Annotated in this window: 18 protein-coding genes; 15 read left to right on the top strand and 3 right to left on the bottom strand. The window is 72.9% G+C overall.

All coding sequences use genetic code 11. The annotated features are described in order from the left end of the window. Positions 1–308: 308 nt before the first annotated feature. The 4 genes from ACZ5WC_RS14995 to ACZ5WC_RS14980 all read left to right on the top strand — a co-directional run bounded on the left by ACZ5WC_RS14995 (position 309) and on the right by ACZ5WC_RS14980 (position 5,439). Positions 309–1,385: a quaternary amine ABC transporter ATP-binding protein gene (locus ACZ5WC_RS14995; protein ID WP_468541182.1), complete on the top strand. Its 1,077-nt coding sequence runs from the start codon at positions 309–311 to the stop codon at positions 1,383–1,385. Then, positions 1,378–3,999, top strand: coding sequence for an ABC transporter permease/substrate binding protein (locus ACZ5WC_RS14990; protein WP_468541181.1), 2,622 nt, complete (start codon positions 1,378–1,380; stop codon positions 3,997–3,999). Before ACZ5WC_RS14995 ends, ACZ5WC_RS14990 begins: the two co-directional genes overlap by 8 nt. A gap of 164 nt (positions 4,000–4,163) precedes the next feature. After that, complete coding sequence (locus tag ACZ5WC_RS14985; RefSeq protein WP_468541180.1) at positions 4,164–4,709, top strand: helix-turn-helix domain-containing protein; 546 nt, start codon at positions 4,164–4,166, stop codon at positions 4,707–4,709. 13 nt (positions 4,710–4,722) lie between these two features. Next, on the top strand, positions 4,723–5,439 hold the full coding sequence (locus ACZ5WC_RS14980) for a helical backbone metal receptor (RefSeq protein WP_468541179.1): 717 nt from the start codon (positions 4,723–4,725) through the stop codon (positions 5,437–5,439). Here the strand turns inward: ACZ5WC_RS14980 and ACZ5WC_RS14975 are convergent. Next, the gene (locus tag ACZ5WC_RS14975; RefSeq protein WP_468541178.1) at positions 5,378–6,559 is read right to left on the bottom strand and encodes a TDT family transporter; all 1,182 of its coding nucleotides are present in this window, start codon (positions 6,557–6,559) and stop codon (positions 5,378–5,380) included. The two genes, ACZ5WC_RS14980 and ACZ5WC_RS14975, sit on opposite strands and share 62 nt — an antisense overlap. Positions 6,560–6,629: 70 nt before the next feature. Between ACZ5WC_RS14975 and ACZ5WC_RS14970 the strand changes: the two genes are divergently transcribed. Further along, positions 6,630–7,565, top strand: coding sequence for a LysR family transcriptional regulator (locus ACZ5WC_RS14970; protein WP_468541177.1), 936 nt, complete (start codon positions 6,630–6,632; stop codon positions 7,563–7,565). A 34-nt stretch (positions 7,566–7,599) separates the two neighbouring features. Further along, the gene (locus ACZ5WC_RS14965) at positions 7,600–8,565 is read left to right on the top strand and encodes a DUF2510 domain-containing protein (protein WP_468541176.1); all 966 of its coding nucleotides are present in this window, start codon (positions 7,600–7,602) and stop codon (positions 8,563–8,565) included. A gap of 130 nt (positions 8,566–8,695) precedes the next feature. On the opposite strand, the gene ACZ5WC_RS14960 is transcribed toward ACZ5WC_RS14965, so the two are convergent. Next, positions 8,696–9,898 carry an amino acid deaminase/aldolase gene (locus tag ACZ5WC_RS14960; protein ID WP_468541175.1) on the bottom strand — a complete coding sequence of 401 codons (1,203 nt, stop codon included), beginning with the start codon at positions 9,896–9,898 and terminating at the stop codon, positions 8,696–8,698. A gap of 420 nt (positions 9,899–10,318) precedes the next feature. Between ACZ5WC_RS14960 and ACZ5WC_RS14955 the strand changes: the two genes are divergently transcribed. The 4 genes from ACZ5WC_RS14955 (at position 10,319) to ACZ5WC_RS14940 (ending at position 14,325) form a co-directional block, all read left to right on the top strand. Beyond that, positions 10,319–11,458: a hypothetical protein gene (locus ACZ5WC_RS14955; RefSeq protein ID WP_468541174.1), complete on the top strand. Its 1,140-nt coding sequence runs from the start codon at positions 10,319–10,321 to the stop codon at positions 11,456–11,458. Next, complete coding sequence (mycP, locus tag ACZ5WC_RS14950; protein WP_468541173.1) at positions 11,455–12,642, top strand: type VII secretion-associated serine protease mycosin; 1,188 nt, start codon at positions 11,455–11,457, stop codon at positions 12,640–12,642. The genes ACZ5WC_RS14955 and mycP overlap by 4 nt, the downstream gene beginning before the upstream one ends. Before the next feature lie 126 nt (positions 12,643–12,768). Continuing rightward, entirely contained in the window at positions 12,769–13,497 is a 729-nt protein-coding gene (locus tag ACZ5WC_RS14945) for an SseB family protein (protein ID WP_468541172.1), read from the top strand. A 105-nt stretch (positions 13,498–13,602) separates the two neighbouring features. Next, a complete protein-coding gene (locus ACZ5WC_RS14940; protein ID WP_468541171.1) occupies positions 13,603–14,325 on the top strand; it encodes an MIP family channel protein in 723 nt (240 codons plus the stop codon). Positions 14,326–14,420: 95 nt separating this feature from the next. Here ACZ5WC_RS14940 and ACZ5WC_RS14935 read toward each other — a convergent pair whose 3' ends face one another. After that, positions 14,421–14,783, bottom strand: a complete 363-nt coding sequence (locus ACZ5WC_RS14935) for a DUF1844 domain-containing protein (protein WP_468541170.1) — start codon at positions 14,781–14,783, stop codon at positions 14,421–14,423. 341 nt (positions 14,784–15,124) lie between these two features. On the opposite strand from ACZ5WC_RS14935, the gene infC reads away from it, so the two are divergent. The 5 genes from infC to ACZ5WC_RS14910 all read left to right on the top strand — a co-directional run bounded on the left by infC (position 15,125) and on the right by ACZ5WC_RS14910 (position 18,970). Next, complete coding sequence (infC, locus tag ACZ5WC_RS14930) at positions 15,125–15,841, top strand: translation initiation factor IF-3 (protein ID WP_468541338.1); 717 nt, start codon at positions 15,125–15,127, stop codon at positions 15,839–15,841. A 120-nt stretch (positions 15,842–15,961) separates the two neighbouring features. Next, positions 15,962–16,156 carry a 50S ribosomal protein L35 gene (gene rpmI / locus ACZ5WC_RS14925; protein ID WP_003970213.1) on the top strand — a complete coding sequence of 65 codons (195 nt, stop codon included), beginning with the start codon at positions 15,962–15,964 and terminating at the stop codon, positions 16,154–16,156. A 107-nt stretch (positions 16,157–16,263) separates the two neighbouring features. Continuing rightward, the gene (gene rplT / locus ACZ5WC_RS14920; RefSeq protein ID WP_003970214.1) at positions 16,264–16,647 is read left to right on the top strand and encodes a 50S ribosomal protein L20; all 384 of its coding nucleotides are present in this window, start codon (positions 16,264–16,266) and stop codon (positions 16,645–16,647) included. A gap of 113 nt (positions 16,648–16,760) precedes the next feature. Continuing rightward, positions 16,761–17,606 (top strand): TrmH family RNA methyltransferase, encoded by an 846-nt coding sequence (locus tag ACZ5WC_RS14915; RefSeq protein WP_468541169.1) that lies wholly within the window; start codon positions 16,761–16,763, stop codon positions 17,604–17,606. A gap of 203 nt (positions 17,607–17,809) precedes the next feature. Next, entirely contained in the window at positions 17,810–18,970 is a 1,161-nt protein-coding gene (locus ACZ5WC_RS14910) for a sensor histidine kinase (RefSeq protein ID WP_468541168.1), read from the top strand. The last annotated feature ends 22 nt before the right edge of the window (positions 18,971–18,992 follow it).

Below are 18,992 nucleotides of genomic sequence, written 5' to 3'. Positions count from 1 at the left end.
CACAGACCCGATGATGCCCCACGGCGCCGACAGTCGCCGTGGGTGACCTCTGGCGGGCACCGCGTAATTCCCTGGTGAGGTGGATCACTCCCGCGTTTGGTGGGCGTAAGGACGGGCAGGCGCGGCACCGGAGTGGACCACGTCGCATTTTCAACTAGTGCATGTGCCATGCGGGCCGAATCCGCACCGCTCCACGGACTGCTTGGTGGGGGTGGCAGACCGTTCTCGGTTCAACGCGTGAGGTGTATGTGTCAAGGCTGCAAGCCGAGCACTTGTACAAGGTGTTCGGCAGACGACCCGATCAAGCCGTGCGGAAGCTCGAAGCCGGCGCGGACCGCGACGAGCTGCGCGCCGACGGAACCACCGCAGCGGTGATCGACGCCTCGTTCACGGTCGAGCCGGGACAGATCTTCGTCGTCATGGGGCTGTCCGGCTCGGGCAAGTCCACCCTGCTGCGGATGCTCAACGGCCTCCTCGACCCCACCGCGGGCCGTGTGCTGTTCGACGGCCAGGACCTGACCGCCCTCACCCCCCGCGAGCTGCGGCACGTCCGCTCCACCAAGATCAGCATGGTCTTCCAGCACTTCGCGCTCTTCCCCCACCGGAGCGTCCTGGAGAACGCCGCGTACGGCCTCGAAGTCCAGGGCGTACCGCGTGAGGCGCGTGAGGCGCGCGCCGCCGAGGCGCTGCGGCTGACCGGACTCGAAGGCTGGGAGAAGTCCTGGCCCGACGAGCTGTCCGGCGGCATGCAGCAGCGCGTGGGCCTCGCCCGCGCCCTGGCCACCGACGCCGACCTGCTGCTCATGGACGAGTCCTTCAGCGCGCTCGACCCGCTGATCCGCCGTGACATGCAGGACCAGCTCCTCGAACTCCAGAAGCGGCTGAAGAAGACCATCGTCTTCATCACCCACGACCTCAACGAGGCCATGCGCCTGGGCGACCGGATCGCCGTGATGCGCGACGGGGAGATCGTCCAGCTCGGCACCGCCGAGGACATCCTCGTCACCCCGGCCAACGACTACGTCGCCTCCTTCACCCAGGACGTCGACCGCTCCCGGGTGCTCACCGCGGGCGCGATCATGGCCGAACCGCACACCGCCATGGGCTCCACCGCGGAGGACGGCAAGGAACTGCGCACCCCGCAGGACGTGCTCGCCGCGGCCCCCGCCGCGGTCTCCGAGTCCACGCCGATCATCGACCTGTTCACGCCCTGCTCGCAGAGCACGAACCCGGTCGCCGTGACCGACGCCAAGGGCAAGCTCGTCGGCGTGGTCCCCAGCTCCCGGCTGCTCGCCGTCCTCGGCGAGCCGATGACCCCGGCCGAGGGCCCCCGCGACGCCGAACCGGCGGCGGACGACAGCGTGAAGAAGGTGGCCGGTGTTTAGGCTCCCCCTCGGCGAATGGGTCGACTCCGCGGTCGACTGGCTGCAGACCCACCTCGCCTGGCTCTTCGACGCCATCAGCTCGATCGTCAGCGGCATGTTCGACGGCATAGCCGCCGTCCTGTCCGCCCCCGCACCGCTGCTGTTCGCGGGCATCGTCGCCATCATCGCCTGGTGGCTGCGCGGTCTGCCCGCGGCCCTGCTCACCTTCGCCGGGTTCGCCCTCATCGACTCCGTCGAGCTGTGGGACGAAGCGATGGACACCCTCACCCTGGTGCTGGTGGCGACCCTCGTCACGCTCGTCATCGCCGTACCGCTGGGCATCTGGGCCTCCCGGTCCAAGGCCGTCAGCACGGTGACCCGGCCGGTCCTGGACTTCATGCAGACCATGCCCGCCATGGTCTACCTGATCCCCGGCGTCATCTTCTTCGGCGTCGGCGTGGTCCCCGGCATCATCGCCACCATCATCTTCGCGCTGCCCCCGGGCGTCCGGATGACCGAACTCGGCATCCGCCAGGTCGACGGCGAACTCGTCGAGGCGGCCGAGGCCTTCGGCACCACCTCGCGCAACACCCTGCTGCGCGTCCAGCTGCCGCTCGCCCTGCCCACGATCATGGCGGGCATCAACCAGGTCATCATGCTCGGCCTGTCCATGGTCGTCATCGCGGGCATGGTCGGCGGCGGCGGCCTCGGCGGCTCCGTCTACCGCGCCATCGGCAACGTGGATGTCGGTCTCGGCTTCGAGGCGGGCATCTCCATCGTCATCCTCGCCATGTACCTGGACCGGATGACCGGCGCGCTCGGCACCGAGGTCTCCCCGCTGGGCCGCCGCGCGGTCGCCAAGGCGCAGGCCGCGGCCGAGGGCTGGAAGATCTGGACCTACCGCCCGCAGCCGCTCGTCGCGGTCGCCGGGGTCGTCGCCCTCGCGCTCGTCGCGGGAGGCATGGGCGTCTTCGGCGGGTCCAAGGACGACACCGCGGGCGGGAGCGCGCGGATCGGCGACGGCAAGAAGATCTCCATCGGCTACATCCCGTGGGACGAGGGGATCGCCTCCACCTTCCTCTGGAAGGAGATGCTGGAACGGCGCGGCTTCGAGGTCGACGTCAAGCAGTACGAGGCCGGCGCGCTGTACACCGGTATGGCCAACGGCCAGATCGACTTCCAGACCGACTCCTGGCTGCCGGTCACCCACGCCAGCTACTGGGAGAAGTACCGGGAGGACCTGGAGGACCTGGGCTCCTGGTACGGACCCACCTCGCTGGAGCTGGCCGTCCCCGCGTACATGAAGGACATCCGGTCGATGGAGGACCTGAAGGGCCGGGCCTCCGAGTTCAAGGGCCGCATCGTCGGCATCGAGCCGAGCGCCGGAGAGACGGCACTGCTCAAGGACAAGCTCCTGCCGGGCTACGGCCTCGACGAGGAGTACGAGCTCCTCGACGGCTCCACGCCGTCCATGCTGGCCGAGCTGAAGCGCGCGTACGCCAAGAAGGAACCGATCGTCGTTCCGCTCTGGTCGCCGCACTGGGCGTACAACGCGTACGAGCTCACCAAGCTTGAGGACCCCAAGGGTCTGTGGGGCAAGGGCGACGGCATCCACACCCTGGCGCGCAAGGGCTTCTCCGCCGACAATCCCGAGGTCGGGAAGTGGCTGAAGAACTTCAAGATGACCGAGGACCAGCTCACCAGCCTGGAGGCCGAGATCCAGAAGGCCGGCTCGGGCAAGGAGCAGGAGGCCGTCCGCACCTGGCTGAAGGCCAACCCGGGCGTCGCCGACAAGTGGTCCCCGCTTCCGAAGGACGACCGGGCCGCCGACGGCAAGGACGAGCGTGACCGTGCCGTCGAGATCGCCTGGTTCCCCTGGGAGGAGGACATCGCCGCCACGTACCTGTGGAAGGCGGTCCTGGAGGAGCGCGGCTACAAGATCAACCTCAAGCAGTTCGACGTCGGGCCCATGTACGCGGCGATGTCGCGCGGCCAGATCGACGTGCAGTTCGACGGCTGGCTGCCGTACACCCAGAAGAACTACTGGGACAAGTACGGCGACAAGCTGACCGACATCGGCTCCTGGTACGGGCCGACCTCCGTCGAGATCGCCGTCCCCGACTACGTCAAGGACGTCAAGTCCCTCGACGACCTCAAGGGCAAGGGCTCCGACTTCAAGGGCCGGATCGTCGGCATCGAGCCCGGCGCAGCAGCCATGGAGAACCTCAAGACGAACGTGCTGCCGCAGTACGGCCTGGACAAGGAGTACGAGGTCCTCGACTCCTCCACGCCCGGCATGCTGGCCGAGCTGAAGCGGGCCTACGCCAAGAAGGAGCCCATCGCGGTCCTGCTGTGGACCCCGCACTGGGCGTACAACCAGTACGGCATGACCAAGCTCAAGGACCCGAAGAAGGCGTTCGGTGACGGCGACCGGCTGCACACCATCGCCTCCAAGGAGTTCCCGGAGCTGTACCCGCAGCTGACCGAGTGGTTCAAGGACTTCAAGCTCAGCGAGGAGCAGCTCGCCGGACTGGAGAACGAGATCCAGAAGCACGGCGCGGGTCACGAGGAGGAAGCCGTGAAGGTCTGGATGGACGACAACCCGGGCATCGCGGACACCATGGCACCCCAGTAGGGGCTCCACGGGCACGAAAGCACAGGTCGCAAGGGGTGGCCCCCGCCGTCGGGCGGGGCCACCCCTTCCGGCTGCCCGAAGGTCGTTTACCGGACGTCGTGCGCAACCATGTGCGTAAGGTGCTGGCAACCGGGAGGATGGCGGGGGCGGGAGGGAGCTCGGAGATGGACGACAAGGACACACCGCGGGTAGGTGCCGCGGTCCGCCGTCGGCGCAGAACCCTGGGGCTCACGCTGGCCGCGGTCGCCGCGCGCAGCGGGCTCTCCGTGCCCTTCCTCAGCCAGGTCGAGAACGAACGGGCCCGCCCGAGCGCCCGCTCCCTCGACCGGGTCGCCGAAGCGCTGGAGACCACCACCGCACGGCTGCGGGCCGCCGCCGACTCGGCGCGCGCCGTGGACGTCGTCCGGGGCGAGGAGGGCGAGGGCGTACGCCGGCTGGTGCGCGGCCGCCACCAGCTCAGCGCCCTGGAGTTCTCCGGCGAGCCGGATCTCGGCCGCGAGTTCCAGCACCGCAACGACGAGCTGATGTACGTGGTCGCGGGCGCGGTCGACGTCGAGGCCGAGGGGCAGGTGCACCGACTGGAGAGCGGAGACACGCTGTTCCTCTCCGGCGGGGTCCGCCACCGCTGGCGCGCCACCGCGCCCGGCACGCGGCTCCTGGTCGTCGCGGTCGCCGAACACATCGACGCCACGTACGACTCGCGGCGCTGAGGGCCTGACCGGGGTGCCCGCGCGCGTCGTCTCCCTCGTCCCCTCGCTCACCGAGGCCGTCGCCCACACCGCGCCGGGGGTGCTCGTCGGGGTCACCGACTGGTGCACGCACCCCGCGGGCCTGAGCGCCGCCCGGATCGGCGGCACGAAGAACCCGGACGTGGCCGCGATCGCCGCCCTCGCCCCGGACCTCGTGATCGCCAACGAGGAGGAGAACCGGGCCCCCGACCTCGCCGACCTCCGGGCCGCCGGGCTGACCGTCCTGGTCACCGAGGTCCGCACCCTGGACCAGGCCTTCACCGAGCTGGACCGGGTCCTCGTCGACGGCTGCGGGCTCGCCCGGCCCTCCTGGCTGGACGAGGCCGAGGCCGCCTGGGCCGCTCTCCCCGCCCCGGCCGGAGAGCCGCGCCCCGCCGTCGTACCGATCTGGCGCAGGCCCTGGATGGTGCTCGGCCGCGACACCTTCGCCGGGGACCTGCTCGCCCGCCTCGGCATCCGCAATGTGTACGCCGACCACCCCGAGCGCTACCCGCGCATCCCGGTCGACGAGCTGAACGCGTCCGGCGCCGAGCTCGTCGTCCTGCCCGACGAGCCCTACCGGTTCACCGCCGACGACGGGCCCGAGGCCTTCCCCGCCCTGCCCGCCGCCCTCGTCGGGGGGCGGCTGCTCACCTGGTACGGGCCGTCGCTGGCCGAGGCGGCACGGGAGCTGCCGTCAGCGCTCCGCTGAGCACCCCGCCCACCGTCCGCGCCCCGGCCACCGCCACCGCCCCCACCAGGAACACGTACAGCGCCGCGGACAGCCACGTGAACGCGTCGAGCCCGGTGTGCCGCGCCAGACCCGCCGCGCCGGTCACACACGTACCGACCGGGAAGGTGAACGCCCACCACGTCATCGCGAACCCCATCCCGTCCCGCGCGGCCCGCACCACCATCGCGCCCGCGAGCGCCAGCCACAGCAGCGCGAAGCCCATCACCGGCACCCCGTACAGCACCGCGAACGCGCCGAACGCCGAGGCATAGGGGCCCGCGACCGCGCCCGGGGCCGCGTCGGCCAGCTGGTTGACCGCGGTCGTCGACTGCCCGAGCGGCCCCAGCACCAGAAACAGCGTCGGGGTCAGCACGAGCGGCAGCGGACCGTGGTGGACCAGCCGGGAGAAGACCAGCGGCAGCACCACCAGCGTGGCCAGCAGCGACAGGCCGAACATCGCGTAGCAGGCCAGCAGCAGCGCCTCACGTCCCTGCCCGGCCGCGACATGGGGCACCAGCAGCGCGCCCTGCGAGGCCGAGACCATCGGCGCGACCAGCGGCAGCAGCCAGACCGGCGACGCGGTCCCGGGGGCGGGACGGTGGCGTACGACCATGAGGTACGGCACCGCGACGGCGGCCGCCAGCCCCACCGCCGTACCCGCCGCGAACAGCACCACGTCCACCGCGAGCGCCGCCTGCGCGCCCACGACGTCCCGGCCGACCGTCAGAGTCGCCCCGCCGACCGAGAGCAGGGCCATCGCCAGGCAGCCGTAGAAGGGCGCGACGGCCGGGTCCATCAGATGGGCGCGGGCCTGGTCGCGGTGGCAGAGCCAGTGCCCGGCCCGGGCGCTCAGGACGGTCAGGAGCAGCACGGCCGCCAGGGCCCAGGCCACGATGCACGCGGCGCGCAGACCGGGCACGTCCACCGGGAGCGCGGCGCCGGCACCCGCGACGATCGCGGTGCCCATGACGCTCGCGTACCAGTTCGGGCCGATGTGCCGCAGGGACGGCACCCGCGTCGTGCCCGCCGGGTGGGACGGGGGGAGCGCGGCGGCGGAGGGCGGTGGAGCAGAGGTGCGGGTCTGCGGAAAGACGGCCATGCCACGATTCTTCGTGGGGGTGCACCGGCCCACCAGAGGCCCCGTCCCTATGAGGTCATAAGCTGGAGTTATGACCGGCGACGACGTGCACACTCCCCCCGCCCCCCTCTCCCACCGCGTCCCCGACCTCGGGGCACTGGAACTGCTGCTCGCGGTCGCCCGCCACGGCAGTCTCGGCCGGGCCGCGCGGGACGTCGGCATCACCCAGCCCGCCGCCTCCAGCCGTGTGCGGTCCATGGAGCGGCAGCTCGGCGTCGCCCTGCTGGACCGCTCCCCGCGCGGCTCCCGGCTCACCGACGCGGGCGCGCTGGTCACCGACTGGGCGCGCCGGATCGTCGAGGCCGCCGAGGCGTTCGACGCGGGGGCCCAGGCGCTGCGCGACCGCCGCGACTCCCGGCTGCGGGTCGCCGCCAGCATGACGATCGCCGAATACCTGCTGCCGGGCTGGCTGATCGCGCTGCGGGCCGAGCGCCCGGACACCGCGGTCTCGCTCCTCGTCGGCAACTCCGCGGCCGTCGCCCGCCGCCTGGTCAGCGGCGAGGCCGACCTCGGCTTCGTCGAGGGCCTGTCGATACCGGAGGGCCTCGACGGCACGGTCATCGCCCACGACCGCCTCGTCGTCGTGGTCGCCCCCACCCATCGGTGGGCCCGCCGCCGCACCCCGCTGCTCCCCGGCGAACTCGCCGCCACACCGCTGATCCTGCGCGAACAGGGCTCGGGCACCCGCCAGGTCCTGGACGCCGCGCTCGCCGTGCACGGCGGCCTCTCCCAGCCCCTCCTGGAGGTCTCCTCCACCACGGCGGCCAAGAGCGCGGCGGAGAGCGGCGCGGGCCCGTGCGTCCTGAGCGAACTGGCCCTCGGCGAGGAGCTGTCGGCCCGCCGCCTCGTCCAGGTCCCGGTCGCGGGCGTACGGCTGCGCCGCCAACTGCGCGCCGTCTGGCCCGCGGGCCACCGCCCCACCGGCCCGGCCCGCGACCTGCTGACCCTGACGGGCCGGGACTCCTGACCCCTCGTACGGCCCCACTCCCTAGAGTGTGGGAATGAGTTACGCGACGCCGCCCGGCTGGTACCCGGACGAGGGAGCCCCCGGTACCGAACGCTGGTGGGACGGCACGGCCTGGACCGCGCACACCCGCCCGCTCGCCGCCGCCCACCCCGATCCCCGGCAGCCGCAGACCCCGTCGGGGTTCGGGCCCCCGTCGGTGCCCCTGCCGCACCAGCGCGTCGCCCAGGACGGGCCCGGGACCGGCAGCCGCACGAAGGTCGTCGCGATCGCGCTCTGCGGGGTGCTGGTGCTGGGCGCGGCCGTCACCGGGGCCGTCCTGCTCGGCCGTGACGACAGCGGTACGCCGACGGCCCCGACGACGACCACATCGGCACCGGCCCCCGGCACCACCCCGACGACCACCGCCACCCCGTCCGCCGAGGCGGACCCCGACGACGACCCCGCCGTCCTGGTCGACCAGCTCAACGGGATCACGCTGCCGGTGCCCGACGGCTGGGAGAAGCCGGGGAACACCCTCAACGACGTGCCCACCATCCGCACCAAGGACTCCTACGACTGCCCCGGCGGGTCGTCCTACTGCTACCACGGCACGGTCAGCACCCGGACCGCGCAGTCGGGCGAGAGCGACCCCAAGGCCCTGGCCGAGGCCGACATCATCACCGCCGCCGACAACGCCTACGAGGAGGACACCGTGGGCCGGCGCGGCCACGGCGGCATCACGTCCCACCAGGTGCTCAAGGCGCAGGAGGTGACCGTCGCCGGACGCACCGGCTACCTCGTGCGCTGGCGGGTCACCACGGGCAAGGGCCCCGGCGGTGTCGTGCAGTCCCTCGCCTTCCCCTCGACGGTGGGCAGCGAGACCCCGGTGATCGTCCGGTTCGCCTTCGACGCGGACGTGGCGGAGCTGCCGCTCTCGCTGATGGACACGATCATGCGGGGCATCCGGCCACTGGGCGACAGCGGGACGAGCGGGGGAGTGGGCGCGTCGATCGGCCCCTGAGACGGCGATACGAACGCGGCCGGGTCCGTCCCGTCAGGGATGCGGACGGGCCCGGTTCCGTCCCGTCCAGGGACACGAGCGCGGCCGGTTCCACCGCGTCAGGGATACGAGCGCGGCCCGGACCGTCCCGTCAGAGGAAGGTCCGCCCCTCGCCCCGGTACGTGGGAACGCTCGCCGTGACCCGGTCGCCCTCGATGAGGTGCAGCGTGTCGAAGCGCTCGCACAGCTCTCCCGCCTTGGCGTGGCGGAACCACACCTTGTCGCCGATCAGCAGATCGTCCGCGGGGGACCCCAGCAGCGGCGTCTGCACCTCGCCCGCGCCCTCCTGCGGGTCGTAGCGCAGCCCTTCCGGCAGATACGGCACCGGCGAGCGGTCCGCCCCGGCCGCCCCCGACGCCGGATAGCCGCCGCCCAGCACCGTCACCACGCCCACGCCGGGCCGCCGCACCACGGGCTGCGCGAACAGCGCCGCCGGACGGCCGGTGAACGAGGTGTAGTTGTCGAACAGCCGGGGCACGTACAGCCCCGACCCCGCGGCGATCTCCGTGACCGCGTCCTCGGCCGCCGTGTGCTGCACGCTGCCCGTGCCGCCGCCGTTGACGAACTCCAGCTCCGGCGCGACCGCCCGCACGGCCCGCACCGCCTCGGCCCGCCGGACCGCCAGCTCCTTGCGGGCGGTGGCCTGCATCAGCCGGATCGCCCGGGACCGCAGCGGCCGCCCCGCCAGGGCGTCGCCGACCCCCGCGACATGGCCCTCGTACGCCATCAGCCCCACCAGCCGGAAGCCCGGCCTGCGCGCCACCGAACGGGCCAGCTCGGCGAGTTGCGCGGGGGAGCGCAGCGGTGAGCGCAGGGCACCGATCCTGATCCGCCCGCCCAGCATCCGCAACGAGGTGTCGAGCTCCAGACAGACCCGGATCTCCTCGCCCCCGCCGCCCCGGGAGGCGTCGATCAGCTCCAGCTGGGAGTGGTCGTCCACCATCACCGTCACGGCCGCGGCCAGCTTCGGATCGGCGGCCAGCTCCGCGAAGGCACCCCGGTCCGCCGACGGATAGGCCAGCAGGACGTCGTCGAAACCGGCCCTGGCCAGCCACAGCGATTCCGCCAGCGTGAACGACATGATCCCGGCGAACCCGGGCCGCGCGAGCACCCGCTCCAGCAGGGCCCGGCACCGCACCGACTTGCTCGCCACCCGGACCGGCTTCCCGCCCGCCCGGCCCACCAGATCGTCTGCGTTGTCGTCGAAGGCGTCCAGATCGACGACGGCGATCGGGGCGTCGAGATGAGCGGTGGCCCGGTTGTAGCGGGCCCGGTCAGCGGCGCGGGCAGTCATGGCCGCAGCTTGCCAGAGAGCCGCGAGGACTGGGTAGGGGACGATCGGGACAGATCCCCGCGCCCGGGGCGTCCCGTTCCCCGCCGCCCGCCCGCAGCCCGTAGAGTGACGTGCACGCGAGCACCAACGGGCCTGTCAGTCATGGTGATCCGTGGTCGGTACGAGAACGTGTATGCAGGGGGCCGGATGAGTACCGAAGCGCAACGCGCTCCCGTGCCTCCCCGCCCGGCGACCCCTTCGACCCCGGAGGCCGCTGTGGCCCCGACGGCCGCTCCGGTCCCGACGCCCCCTCCGGCCTCGCCTGTCCTGCCGACCTCCGCGGACCCGTCGGTTCCGGGCGCGGACCCGTCGGTTCCGGGGCCCCCGAGGGCCTCTGTGGCCCCTATAACCCCTCCGGCCCCGACGGCCGCTTCCGCCCCGGTGGCCCCGCCTGCCCCTGCCACCTCGACGGCCCCGCCGCAGCCGTCGGCCTCATCGGCCCGACCGGCCTCGGCGCCCCCGTCGGCCCCACCGCGCCCGCAGGGCCCGCCCCTGCCGCGCCCGGCCGCGCCCGCGCCCTCCGCCGCGCCCGCGACCGGGACGCCCGCCCCTCCGCACCTGAGCGCCCCCGCGCGCCCTCCGCACCCCCCGCACGCGGGCCCGCCCCCCGCCGCCACCCGGCGCAGGCCCGTCGGTGCCGTCGACATCACTCCCGCACCGGGAGCCGCCCACCCGCCCCGGACCCCGTACCGCGCACCGGACCGCTACGGCTACCCGGAGACGGCCGTCGACACCACCACGCGGCTGCGGCCCGTCCCGCCGGGGCCCCGGCAGCGGGGGCGGGCCGCGTCGGCCGCCGCCTGCGTCGTGCTCGGGCTCGGGCTGATCGGCGGGGCAGTCACCGGTGCCTGGCTGACCGGCGACTCCTCGGCCGAGCCCACCCGTACCCCGTACAGCACCGGCAGAACCGCCTGGCACAGCGTTCCCGTCGACACGCTCTTCCCGCGCACACTCGACGGCAGGGGCGCGGGCCCCGGCGGCACCCACCGCACCTGGAAGCGGGTCGCCGTCGCCGCCGACAGCGCCTGCGGCCAGGGGCTGGACCCGCTGCTCGGAACCACCCTCAGGTCCGTCGGCTGCGAACGGCTCGTGCGTGCCACGTACACCGACGCGACCCGCTCCAGCGTCACCACCGTCGGCCTGGTCTTCACCGAGGCCGACGCCTCCGCCATGGAGGCCCTGCGCACCCGGTTCATCGAGCAGAGGCTCACCGCGCGCAAGGACCTCATGCCCCGTACGTACGCTCCCGAAGGCACCGTCGCGGCCTCCTTCGGCGACGGGCAGCGCGCCAGCTGGACCGTCAACCCGCTCACCGAGATCCCCGTCGTCGTCCTCGCGGTCTCCGGCTTCGCGGACGGCCGTACCGTCGCCGCCCCCCAGCCCGCGGCCGAGGCGATGGCGGCGGGCGCCACCACGGACATCGCGCAGGCCGGGCTCGGCCACGAGGCGAAAGGCATCGCGGACCGGGTGGAGCGGCGGCTGCGCACGACCGTCGACGACCTCACGGAGCGGCCCGGATGACCCGGCGACCCCACCGCGTCCTCGCCGCGGTCTGCGCCGCCGCCGTCCTCGCGCTCACCCCCGCGGCCCCCGCCCGCGCGGACGCGATCCGCGACCAGCAGTGGGCCCTGGATGCCCTGGGATCCGACCGGGCCTGGGCCACCACCCGGGGGCAGGGCGTGACCGTCGCCGTCCTGGACACCGGCGTCGACGGCGCCCACCCCGACCTCACCGGACAAGTACTCCCCGGCAGGGACCTCATCGGCTTCGGCGCCGCCCGCGGCGACTCCTCCTGGGCCCTGCACGGCACCGCGATGGCGGGGATCATCGCCGGACGCGGAAACGGTCCGGGCCGCGCCGACGGCATCCTCGGCATCGCCCCGGAGGCCCGCATCCTGCCCGTCCGGGTGATCCTGGAGTCCAAGGACCCGGCCCGCGCCAAGGCCCGCAAGACCCGTGGCACCGCACTCGCCGACGGCATCCGCTGGGCCGCCGACAACGGCGCCGACGTCATCAACCTCTCCCTGGGCGACGACAGCAAGTCCGCCCACCCCGACCCCGGCGAGGACGCGGCCATCCAGTACGCCCTGTCCAAGGGCGTCCCCGTGGTCGCCTCGGCGGGCAACGGCGGCGAGAAGGGGGACCGGATCTCCTACCCCGCCGCCTACCCGGGGGTGATCGCGGTCGCCGCCGTCGACGAGTACGGCACACACGCCTCGTTCTCCACCCGCCGCTGGTACGCCACCGTCAGCGCCCCCGGCGTCGACATCGTGGTCGCCAACCCGGACGGGCACTACTACATCGAGTGGGGCACCTCGGCCGCCGCCGCGTTCGTCTCCGGCGCGGTCGCCCTGGTCCGCGCCGCCCACCCCGGCCTCGACCCCGCCCAGATCAAGAAGCTGCTCGCCGACACCGCCCGGGACGCCCCAGCCGAGGGCCGCGACGACGCCCGCGGTTACGGCATCGTCGATCCGGCGGAGGCCATCGAGGCGGGCTCCCGGCTGCGCCCCGCCGAGCCGAACGCCCAGGGGGCGCGGACGGGACACCAGGGGCGGTACTTCGGCGCGGGCCCGGCCCCGTCCCGTACCGACGAGGAGACCGCCCACTGGGCGGCCCCCCTCGCGGGCGGCCTCGGCGCCGCCCTGCTGGCCGTCGCCGTCGTCCTGTGGCGCGGCCGCAACGCCCACGCCCCCGGCCGCCGCTGAACGAGCAACACCGCCCCCCCCGCTCACCCGATCGGCCCACTCCGTCGCGCGTACAGGCACAGCCCCGGCCTCCGCCCGGCCCGACCTGCGGACAACCGGCGAAGCCCCAGGTACTACCCTCGTCCCGTGGCGCTCAAGAACATCCCGGACTCCGGTTTCTCCGACGACGACGGCTCGGCATCCCCCGCCCTGACCCGGGCACTGGAGGCCTGGTCCCGGGACCGGAGCGCCGTCGGCCCGGTCCTCGCGGCCCTGCGCGACGCCCGGCTCCTGGTCCCCGTCGTCGCCGTCCTCGGCGAGGTCGAGGAGGACGAGAAGGGGCTGCCGCGCGAGAAGACCAGCGACATGGCCGTGCCGACCCTCCACGCGGGCGACCGGCGCGCGCTGCCCGCCTTCACCTCGACCGACTCGCTGGCCCGCTGGGACCCGGAGGCCCGCCCCGTCGCCGTACCGCTGCACCAGGCGCTCCAGGCCGCCGCCCACGAGAAGGCCGACACCGTCGTGCTGGACCTCGCCGGGCCCGTCGCCTTCGAGCTGTCCGGGCGGGCGCTCCTGGCCCTCGCCGAGAACCGCACCAGCACCGACCCGCTCCAGGACCCCGCCGTCATCGGGGCCGTGCGGGAGATCGCCGCCGCCGATCCCGCCGTCGTCCGCGCCCACCTCGGGCCCGGCAGCGCCGACGGCACCCTCGCGCTCGTCCTCGCCCCGGACGCGGTCCCCGCCGAGGCGGCCCGCCGGATCGGCGAGGCGCTGGCGGACAGCGAGGTCCTGCGGGCCCGCCTGGTGAACGGGCTGGACCTGGCTCTGCTGCCCGCCGGGACGAACACTCCGGGTGAGCCCCTGTTCGCACGCTGAGAGGCCGCCGCCCGGCTCCGACGCGCGCAACGCGCCCGCCCCGGTGAGAATTGTCGAGAAATTCGGAGAAATCCGAACAGTCGACCGAGCTCGCGAGGTGGTCGCATGAAGACGCGGATCGTGGCGTCAGAGTTCCTCGGCACCCTGCTGCTGGTGTTCTTCGCCGTGGGGTCCGCGGTGGTCGCCGTCGAGTACCTGGGCACGGTGGGCATCGCCCTCGCCTTCGGCTTCACCCTCCTCGCGCTGGCCTACGCGCTCGGCCCGGTCTCCGGCTGCCATGTGAACCCCGCGGTGACGCTCGGCATGCTGATCGCCCGCCGGATCGACCTCCGCAGCGCCGTCGAGCGCTGGGTGGCCCAGTTCCTCGGCGCGATCGTCGGCGCGGCCCTGCTCTTCCTGCTCGCGAAGCAGATCCCGGGACTGGAGACCAGCGGCGAGTTCGGCACCAACGGCTACGAAGACCGGTCGGCCGTCGGCATCAACATCGGCGGCGCGTTCCTCGTCGAGGTGATGCTGACGTTCCTGCTCGTCTACGTCGTTCTCGCGGTGACCCGCAAGGTCGCGATCACGGGCTTCGGCGGACTGCCCATCGGTCTGGCGTTCGCCGCGATCCACCTCGTGGGCATCCCGCTGACCGGCACCTCGGTCAACCCGGCGCGCAGCCTGGGCCCGGCGCTCTTCGCGGGCGGCGGAGCGCTCTCCCAGCTCTGGCTGTTCATCGTCGCGCCCCTCGTCGGCGGGGTGATCGCCGCCTACGTCCACCGGCTGACCCACCCCTGCCCCAACCTGCTGCCCGGAGAGGCCGCCGAGACCGAGGACGCCCTGTGAGGTCCGCCCGGCCCCGGTGCCGCACGTGCGAGAGCCCGCCGCCCCACGGGGGGACGGCGGGCTCTCGCGTACGGGCGCGTACGGGGAGGGGGTGGCTAGCCGTAGACCGGGCCGGTGTACTTCTCGCCGGGGCCCTGGCCCGGGTCGTCCGGCACCAGCGAGGCCTCGCGGAAGGCCAGCTGGAGGGACTTGAGGCCGTCGCGCAGCGGGGAGGCGTGGAAGGTGCTGATCTCCGTGGCGCTCGCGTCCAGCAGTCCGGCCAGCGCGTGGACCAGCTTGCGGGCCTCGTCGAGGTCCTTGTGCTGCTCGCCCTCCTCGGTCAGGCCGAGCTTCACGGCGGCGGCGCTCATCAGGTTGACGGCGACCGTCACGATCACCTCGACCGCGGGGACCTCCGCGATGTCGCGGGCCATGTCGTCGAAGCCGGGGTTCTCACTGCTGGGGGTCGCGTCACTCATGCCCACACGATAAGGCCAGGCCATCGCCCTCCCGCGCCCGGGAGGCGGGGACGACGGGGGAGGCGCGGGATTAGCGCATGCGTGCACAGGGTGCTAGCCTCGTGTAACGACCGGCCGGACATCTATGTGCCCGGCCCACAAGTGGAGGCTCCGATCTCCCACCTGGCTGTCCGTGAAGGACGGCGGGTCACCGGTCAGGCGGCGACCATCGTTCCGTACGGACGATGGGCCCGCCCGATAGCCCCGCGGTTCACCGCGGCGGTGTTCCGGTAGTTCCTGGAGCCCCGCCTGTGTCCCGTCCGGGGCATTTTTGTGCTTCCGGCTCGGTTGGTCTTGACGTTATAAGACGTTACGCGGCTGTCCGCCAGGCGGTCGCGTGGTGCTACCGAGGAGGATCCATCAGCGCCGAGCCCCGCATCAACGACCGGATTCGCGTTCCCGAGGTCCGACTTGTCGGTCCCAGTGGCGAGCAGGTCGGGATTGTTCCGCTTGCCAAGGCCCTGGAGCTCGCACAGGAGTACGACCTCGACCTGGTCGAGGTGGCGGCGACCGCCCGTCCGCCCGTGTGCAAGCTCATGGACTACGGGAAGTTCAAGTACGAGTCGGCCATGAAGGCCCGTGAGGCGCGCAAGAACCAGGCGCACACGGTCATCAAGGAGATGAAGCTCCGGCCGAAGATCGACCCGCACGACTATGACACCAAGAAGGGTCATGTCGTCCGGTTCCTCAAGCAGGGCGACAAGGTCAAGATCACGATCATGTTCCGTGGTCGTGAGCAGTCCCGCCCCGAGCTGGGCTTCCGACTGCTTCAGCGTCTCGCTTCGGATGTCGAGGACCTCGGCTTCATCGAGTCGAACCCGAAGCAGGACGGCCGGAACATGATCATGGTTCTGGGCCCGCACAAGAAGAAGACCGAAGCCATGGCCGAAGCCCGTGAGGCCCAGGCCGCCCGCAAGGCGGAGCGTCAGGGTTCGTCCGACGCGCCGTCCGAGGGCGACACCGCCGAGGCTCCGGCCGACGCGGCCGAGGCTTCGGCCGAGACACCTTCCGAGGCGTGACCTCAGGGGCTGCCATCCAGGCGGCCCCGGGTCCCCCCGGAATCCCATAGAGATCTGACGCCCCTGCTGTCCGGTGCCCCGCACCGTGAGGGGCGCCACTGACGAGGAGAGAACGGCGCGATGCCGAAGAACAAGACGCACAGCGGTGCCAGCAAGCGCTTCAAGATCACCGGCTCCGGCAAGGTGCTCCGCGAGAGGGCCGGCAAGCGCCACCTTCTCGAGCACAAGTCGTCCAAGAAGACCCGCTCGCTGACCGGCACGGTCGTCGTGGCTCCGGCCGACGCCAAGAAGATCAAGAAGCTTCTCGGCAAGTGAGGTCCGGCCTCCGGATCGCTCCGGAGGCACGACCTCGATCACACCGGGACCAATTCGTTTCCGGGCCGTGTGAGTACGACCACGGCCCCGCTACAAGGAGTTAACAAGTGGCACGCGTCAAGCGGGCAGTCAACGCCCACAAGAAGCGCCGGGCGATCCTCGAAGCCGCCAGCGGCTACCGCGGTCAGCGCTCGCGCCTGTACCGCAAGGCCAAGGAGCAGGTCACCCACTCCCTGGTCTACAACTACAACGACCGCAAGAAGCGCAAGGGCGACTTCCGTCAGCTGTGGATCCAGCGCATCAACGCCGCTGCCCGCCAGAACGGCATGACGTACAACCGCCTCATCCAGGGTCTGAAGGCCGCCAACATCGAGGTGGACCGCAAGATCCTCGCCGAGCTCGCGGTCAACGACGCCAACGCGTTCGCCGCCCTCGTCGAGGTCGCTCAGAAGGCCCTCCCGAGCGACGTCAACGCCCCGAAGGCCGCCTGACCCAGGCGCTCCTTCCAGGTACGCGAACCGGACCCGCAGGCGCACGCCGCCTGCGGGTCCGGTGCGTTGCCGCCGACCCCCACCGCCGTACGCAGAGAGGCTCGCCGCCGACCATGGGCACCCCCGAACTGATCTCCCCGCGTTCCCCGCGCGTCGCCGCCGCCCGCCGGCTGGCCAGACGGAACTTCCGCGGCAAGGAGCGCCGGTTCATCGCCGAGGGGCCGCAGGCCGTACGCGAGGCCGCGGCGCACCGGGGCGGCGACGGCGAGCCGACCCTGATCGAGCTGTTCGCCACCCCCGAGGCCGCCGACCGGTACGCCGACATCGTCGAGGCGGCTCACACGGCGGGGGCCCGGGTCTTCCTGGCCGGCGACGACGTCCTCGCCGACGTCTCGCAGACCGTCACCCCGCAGGGCCTGATCGGCGTCTGCCGCTTCCTGGACTCCCCGTTCCAGGAGATCCTGGACGCGAAGCCCACCCTGGTGGCGGTTCTGGCCAACGTCCGCGACCCCGGGAACGCCGGTACGGTACTGCGCTGCGCCGACGCGGCGGGCGCGGACGCCGTGGTCCTGACCGACGCGTCCGTCGACCTCTACAACCCCAAGTCGGTGCGCGCCTCGGTCGGTTCGCTCTACCATCTGCCCGTCGCCGTCGGCGTGCCCGTCGAGCAGGCCGTGCAGGGGCTCCGCGACGCCGGGGTGCGCATCCTCGCCGCCGACGGGGCCGGGGCCGACGACCTGGACGACGAGCTGGACGCGGGCACCATGGGCGGCCCCACCGCCTGGGTCTTCGGCAACGAGGCCTGGGGGCTGCCCGAGGAGACGCGCGCGCTCGCCGACGCCGTCGTCCGGGTCCCGATCCACGGCAGGGCGGAGAGCCTCAACCTCGCCACCGCGGCCGCCGTCTGCCTCTACGCCTCCGCCCGCGCGCAGCGCCCCCGGCGCGCCCCCGGCGCGTAACGGAGCATCCGCCCGCTGCTCCGGACCCCGCCGGAGCAGCACCCCGACGGCCCGTCAGCGTACGATCCCGGCCATTCCCGCGCCCCGCCCACCGGCGCACTCCTGTCCGCGCCCCCACAGGGTGTCGCCGGTTCACCGGCGGCTAGTAGGGTGACGAACTCGGGGGCCCACTGCACCGGTTCGAGAGGTGGGGATACGGGAATATGGCTGTCGGCATGAGCTCGCCGCGACCGGCGCACACCGCCGTCGTCAGCGCCGCGGGCGAGGACCCGGACGGCGCGAAGACGGGTCCGGAGGGCCTCGACGGCTTCGGGATCGACCCGGACGATCTCCCCGACGGTCTCGTCGTCGCCGACGGGAGCGGGCGCGTCATCTGCTTCAACGCCGCCGCCTCCCGCATCACCGACACCCCCCGCGCCGACGCGATCGGCCGTCCCCTGGACGCGGCTCTCCCGCTGGAGGACCTCAAGGGCAAGCGCTGGTGGCCGCTGACCGACCCGTACGGCGGTCTCGCCACCCGCAGCGGCCAGCCCGAGCGCAATCTGCTGCTCCCCGGCGGCCGCGAGGTCCTCGTCTCCGCCCGCTACGTACGCGAGACGCCCGCCGGGCCCGTGCGCCGGGTGGTGGTCTCGCTGCGCGGCACCGAGGCCCGTCGGCGTACCGAACGCAGCCACGCCGAGCTGATCGCGACCGTCGCCCATGAACTGCGCTCCCCGCTGACCTCCGTCAAAGGGTTCACCGCGACCCTCCTCGCCAAGTGGGAGCGGTTCACCGACGACCAGAAGCGGCTGATGCTGGAGACCGTCGACGCGGACGCCGGACGGGTCACCCGGCTCATCGCGGAACTGCTCGACATCTCCCGGATCGACTCCGGGAGGCTGGAGCTGCGCCGCCAGCCCGTCGACGTCTCCGCCGCCGTCGCCCGCCACGTCCAGGGCCTGATCACGGGCGGCCAGGCCCCCGAACGCTTCCGTGTCCGCACCGGGGGGCCGCTGCCCGCCCTCTGGGCCGACCCCGACAAGGTCGACCAGGTCCTCGGCAACCTCCTGGAAAACGCGGTGCGCCACGGCGAGGGAACCGTCACCATTGAGATCGCCCCGGCACCCGCGCCGGGGACGAGCGACGAGATGGGAACGGCTGTCACCGTGAGCGACGAGGGCCCCGGCATCCCCGAGGAGTCGATGGGCCGTGTCTTCACCCGCTTCTGGCGGGGGAGCAAGCGCGGCGGCACCGGCCTCGGCCTCTACATCGTCAAGGGCATCGTCGAGGCGCACGGCGGCACGATCACCGTCGACCGGGGGCCCGGCGGCGGAGCCGAATTCCGATTTATTCTGCCTGTGAGCATGCCCGCCTACCTGGTGTGAGCAGCCCACGGGCTCCCCGACC

It is taken from the genome of Streptomyces sp. NPDC033165 (assembly GCF_055577965.1).
This window is presented reverse-complemented; position numbering and strand designations above follow the sequence as displayed.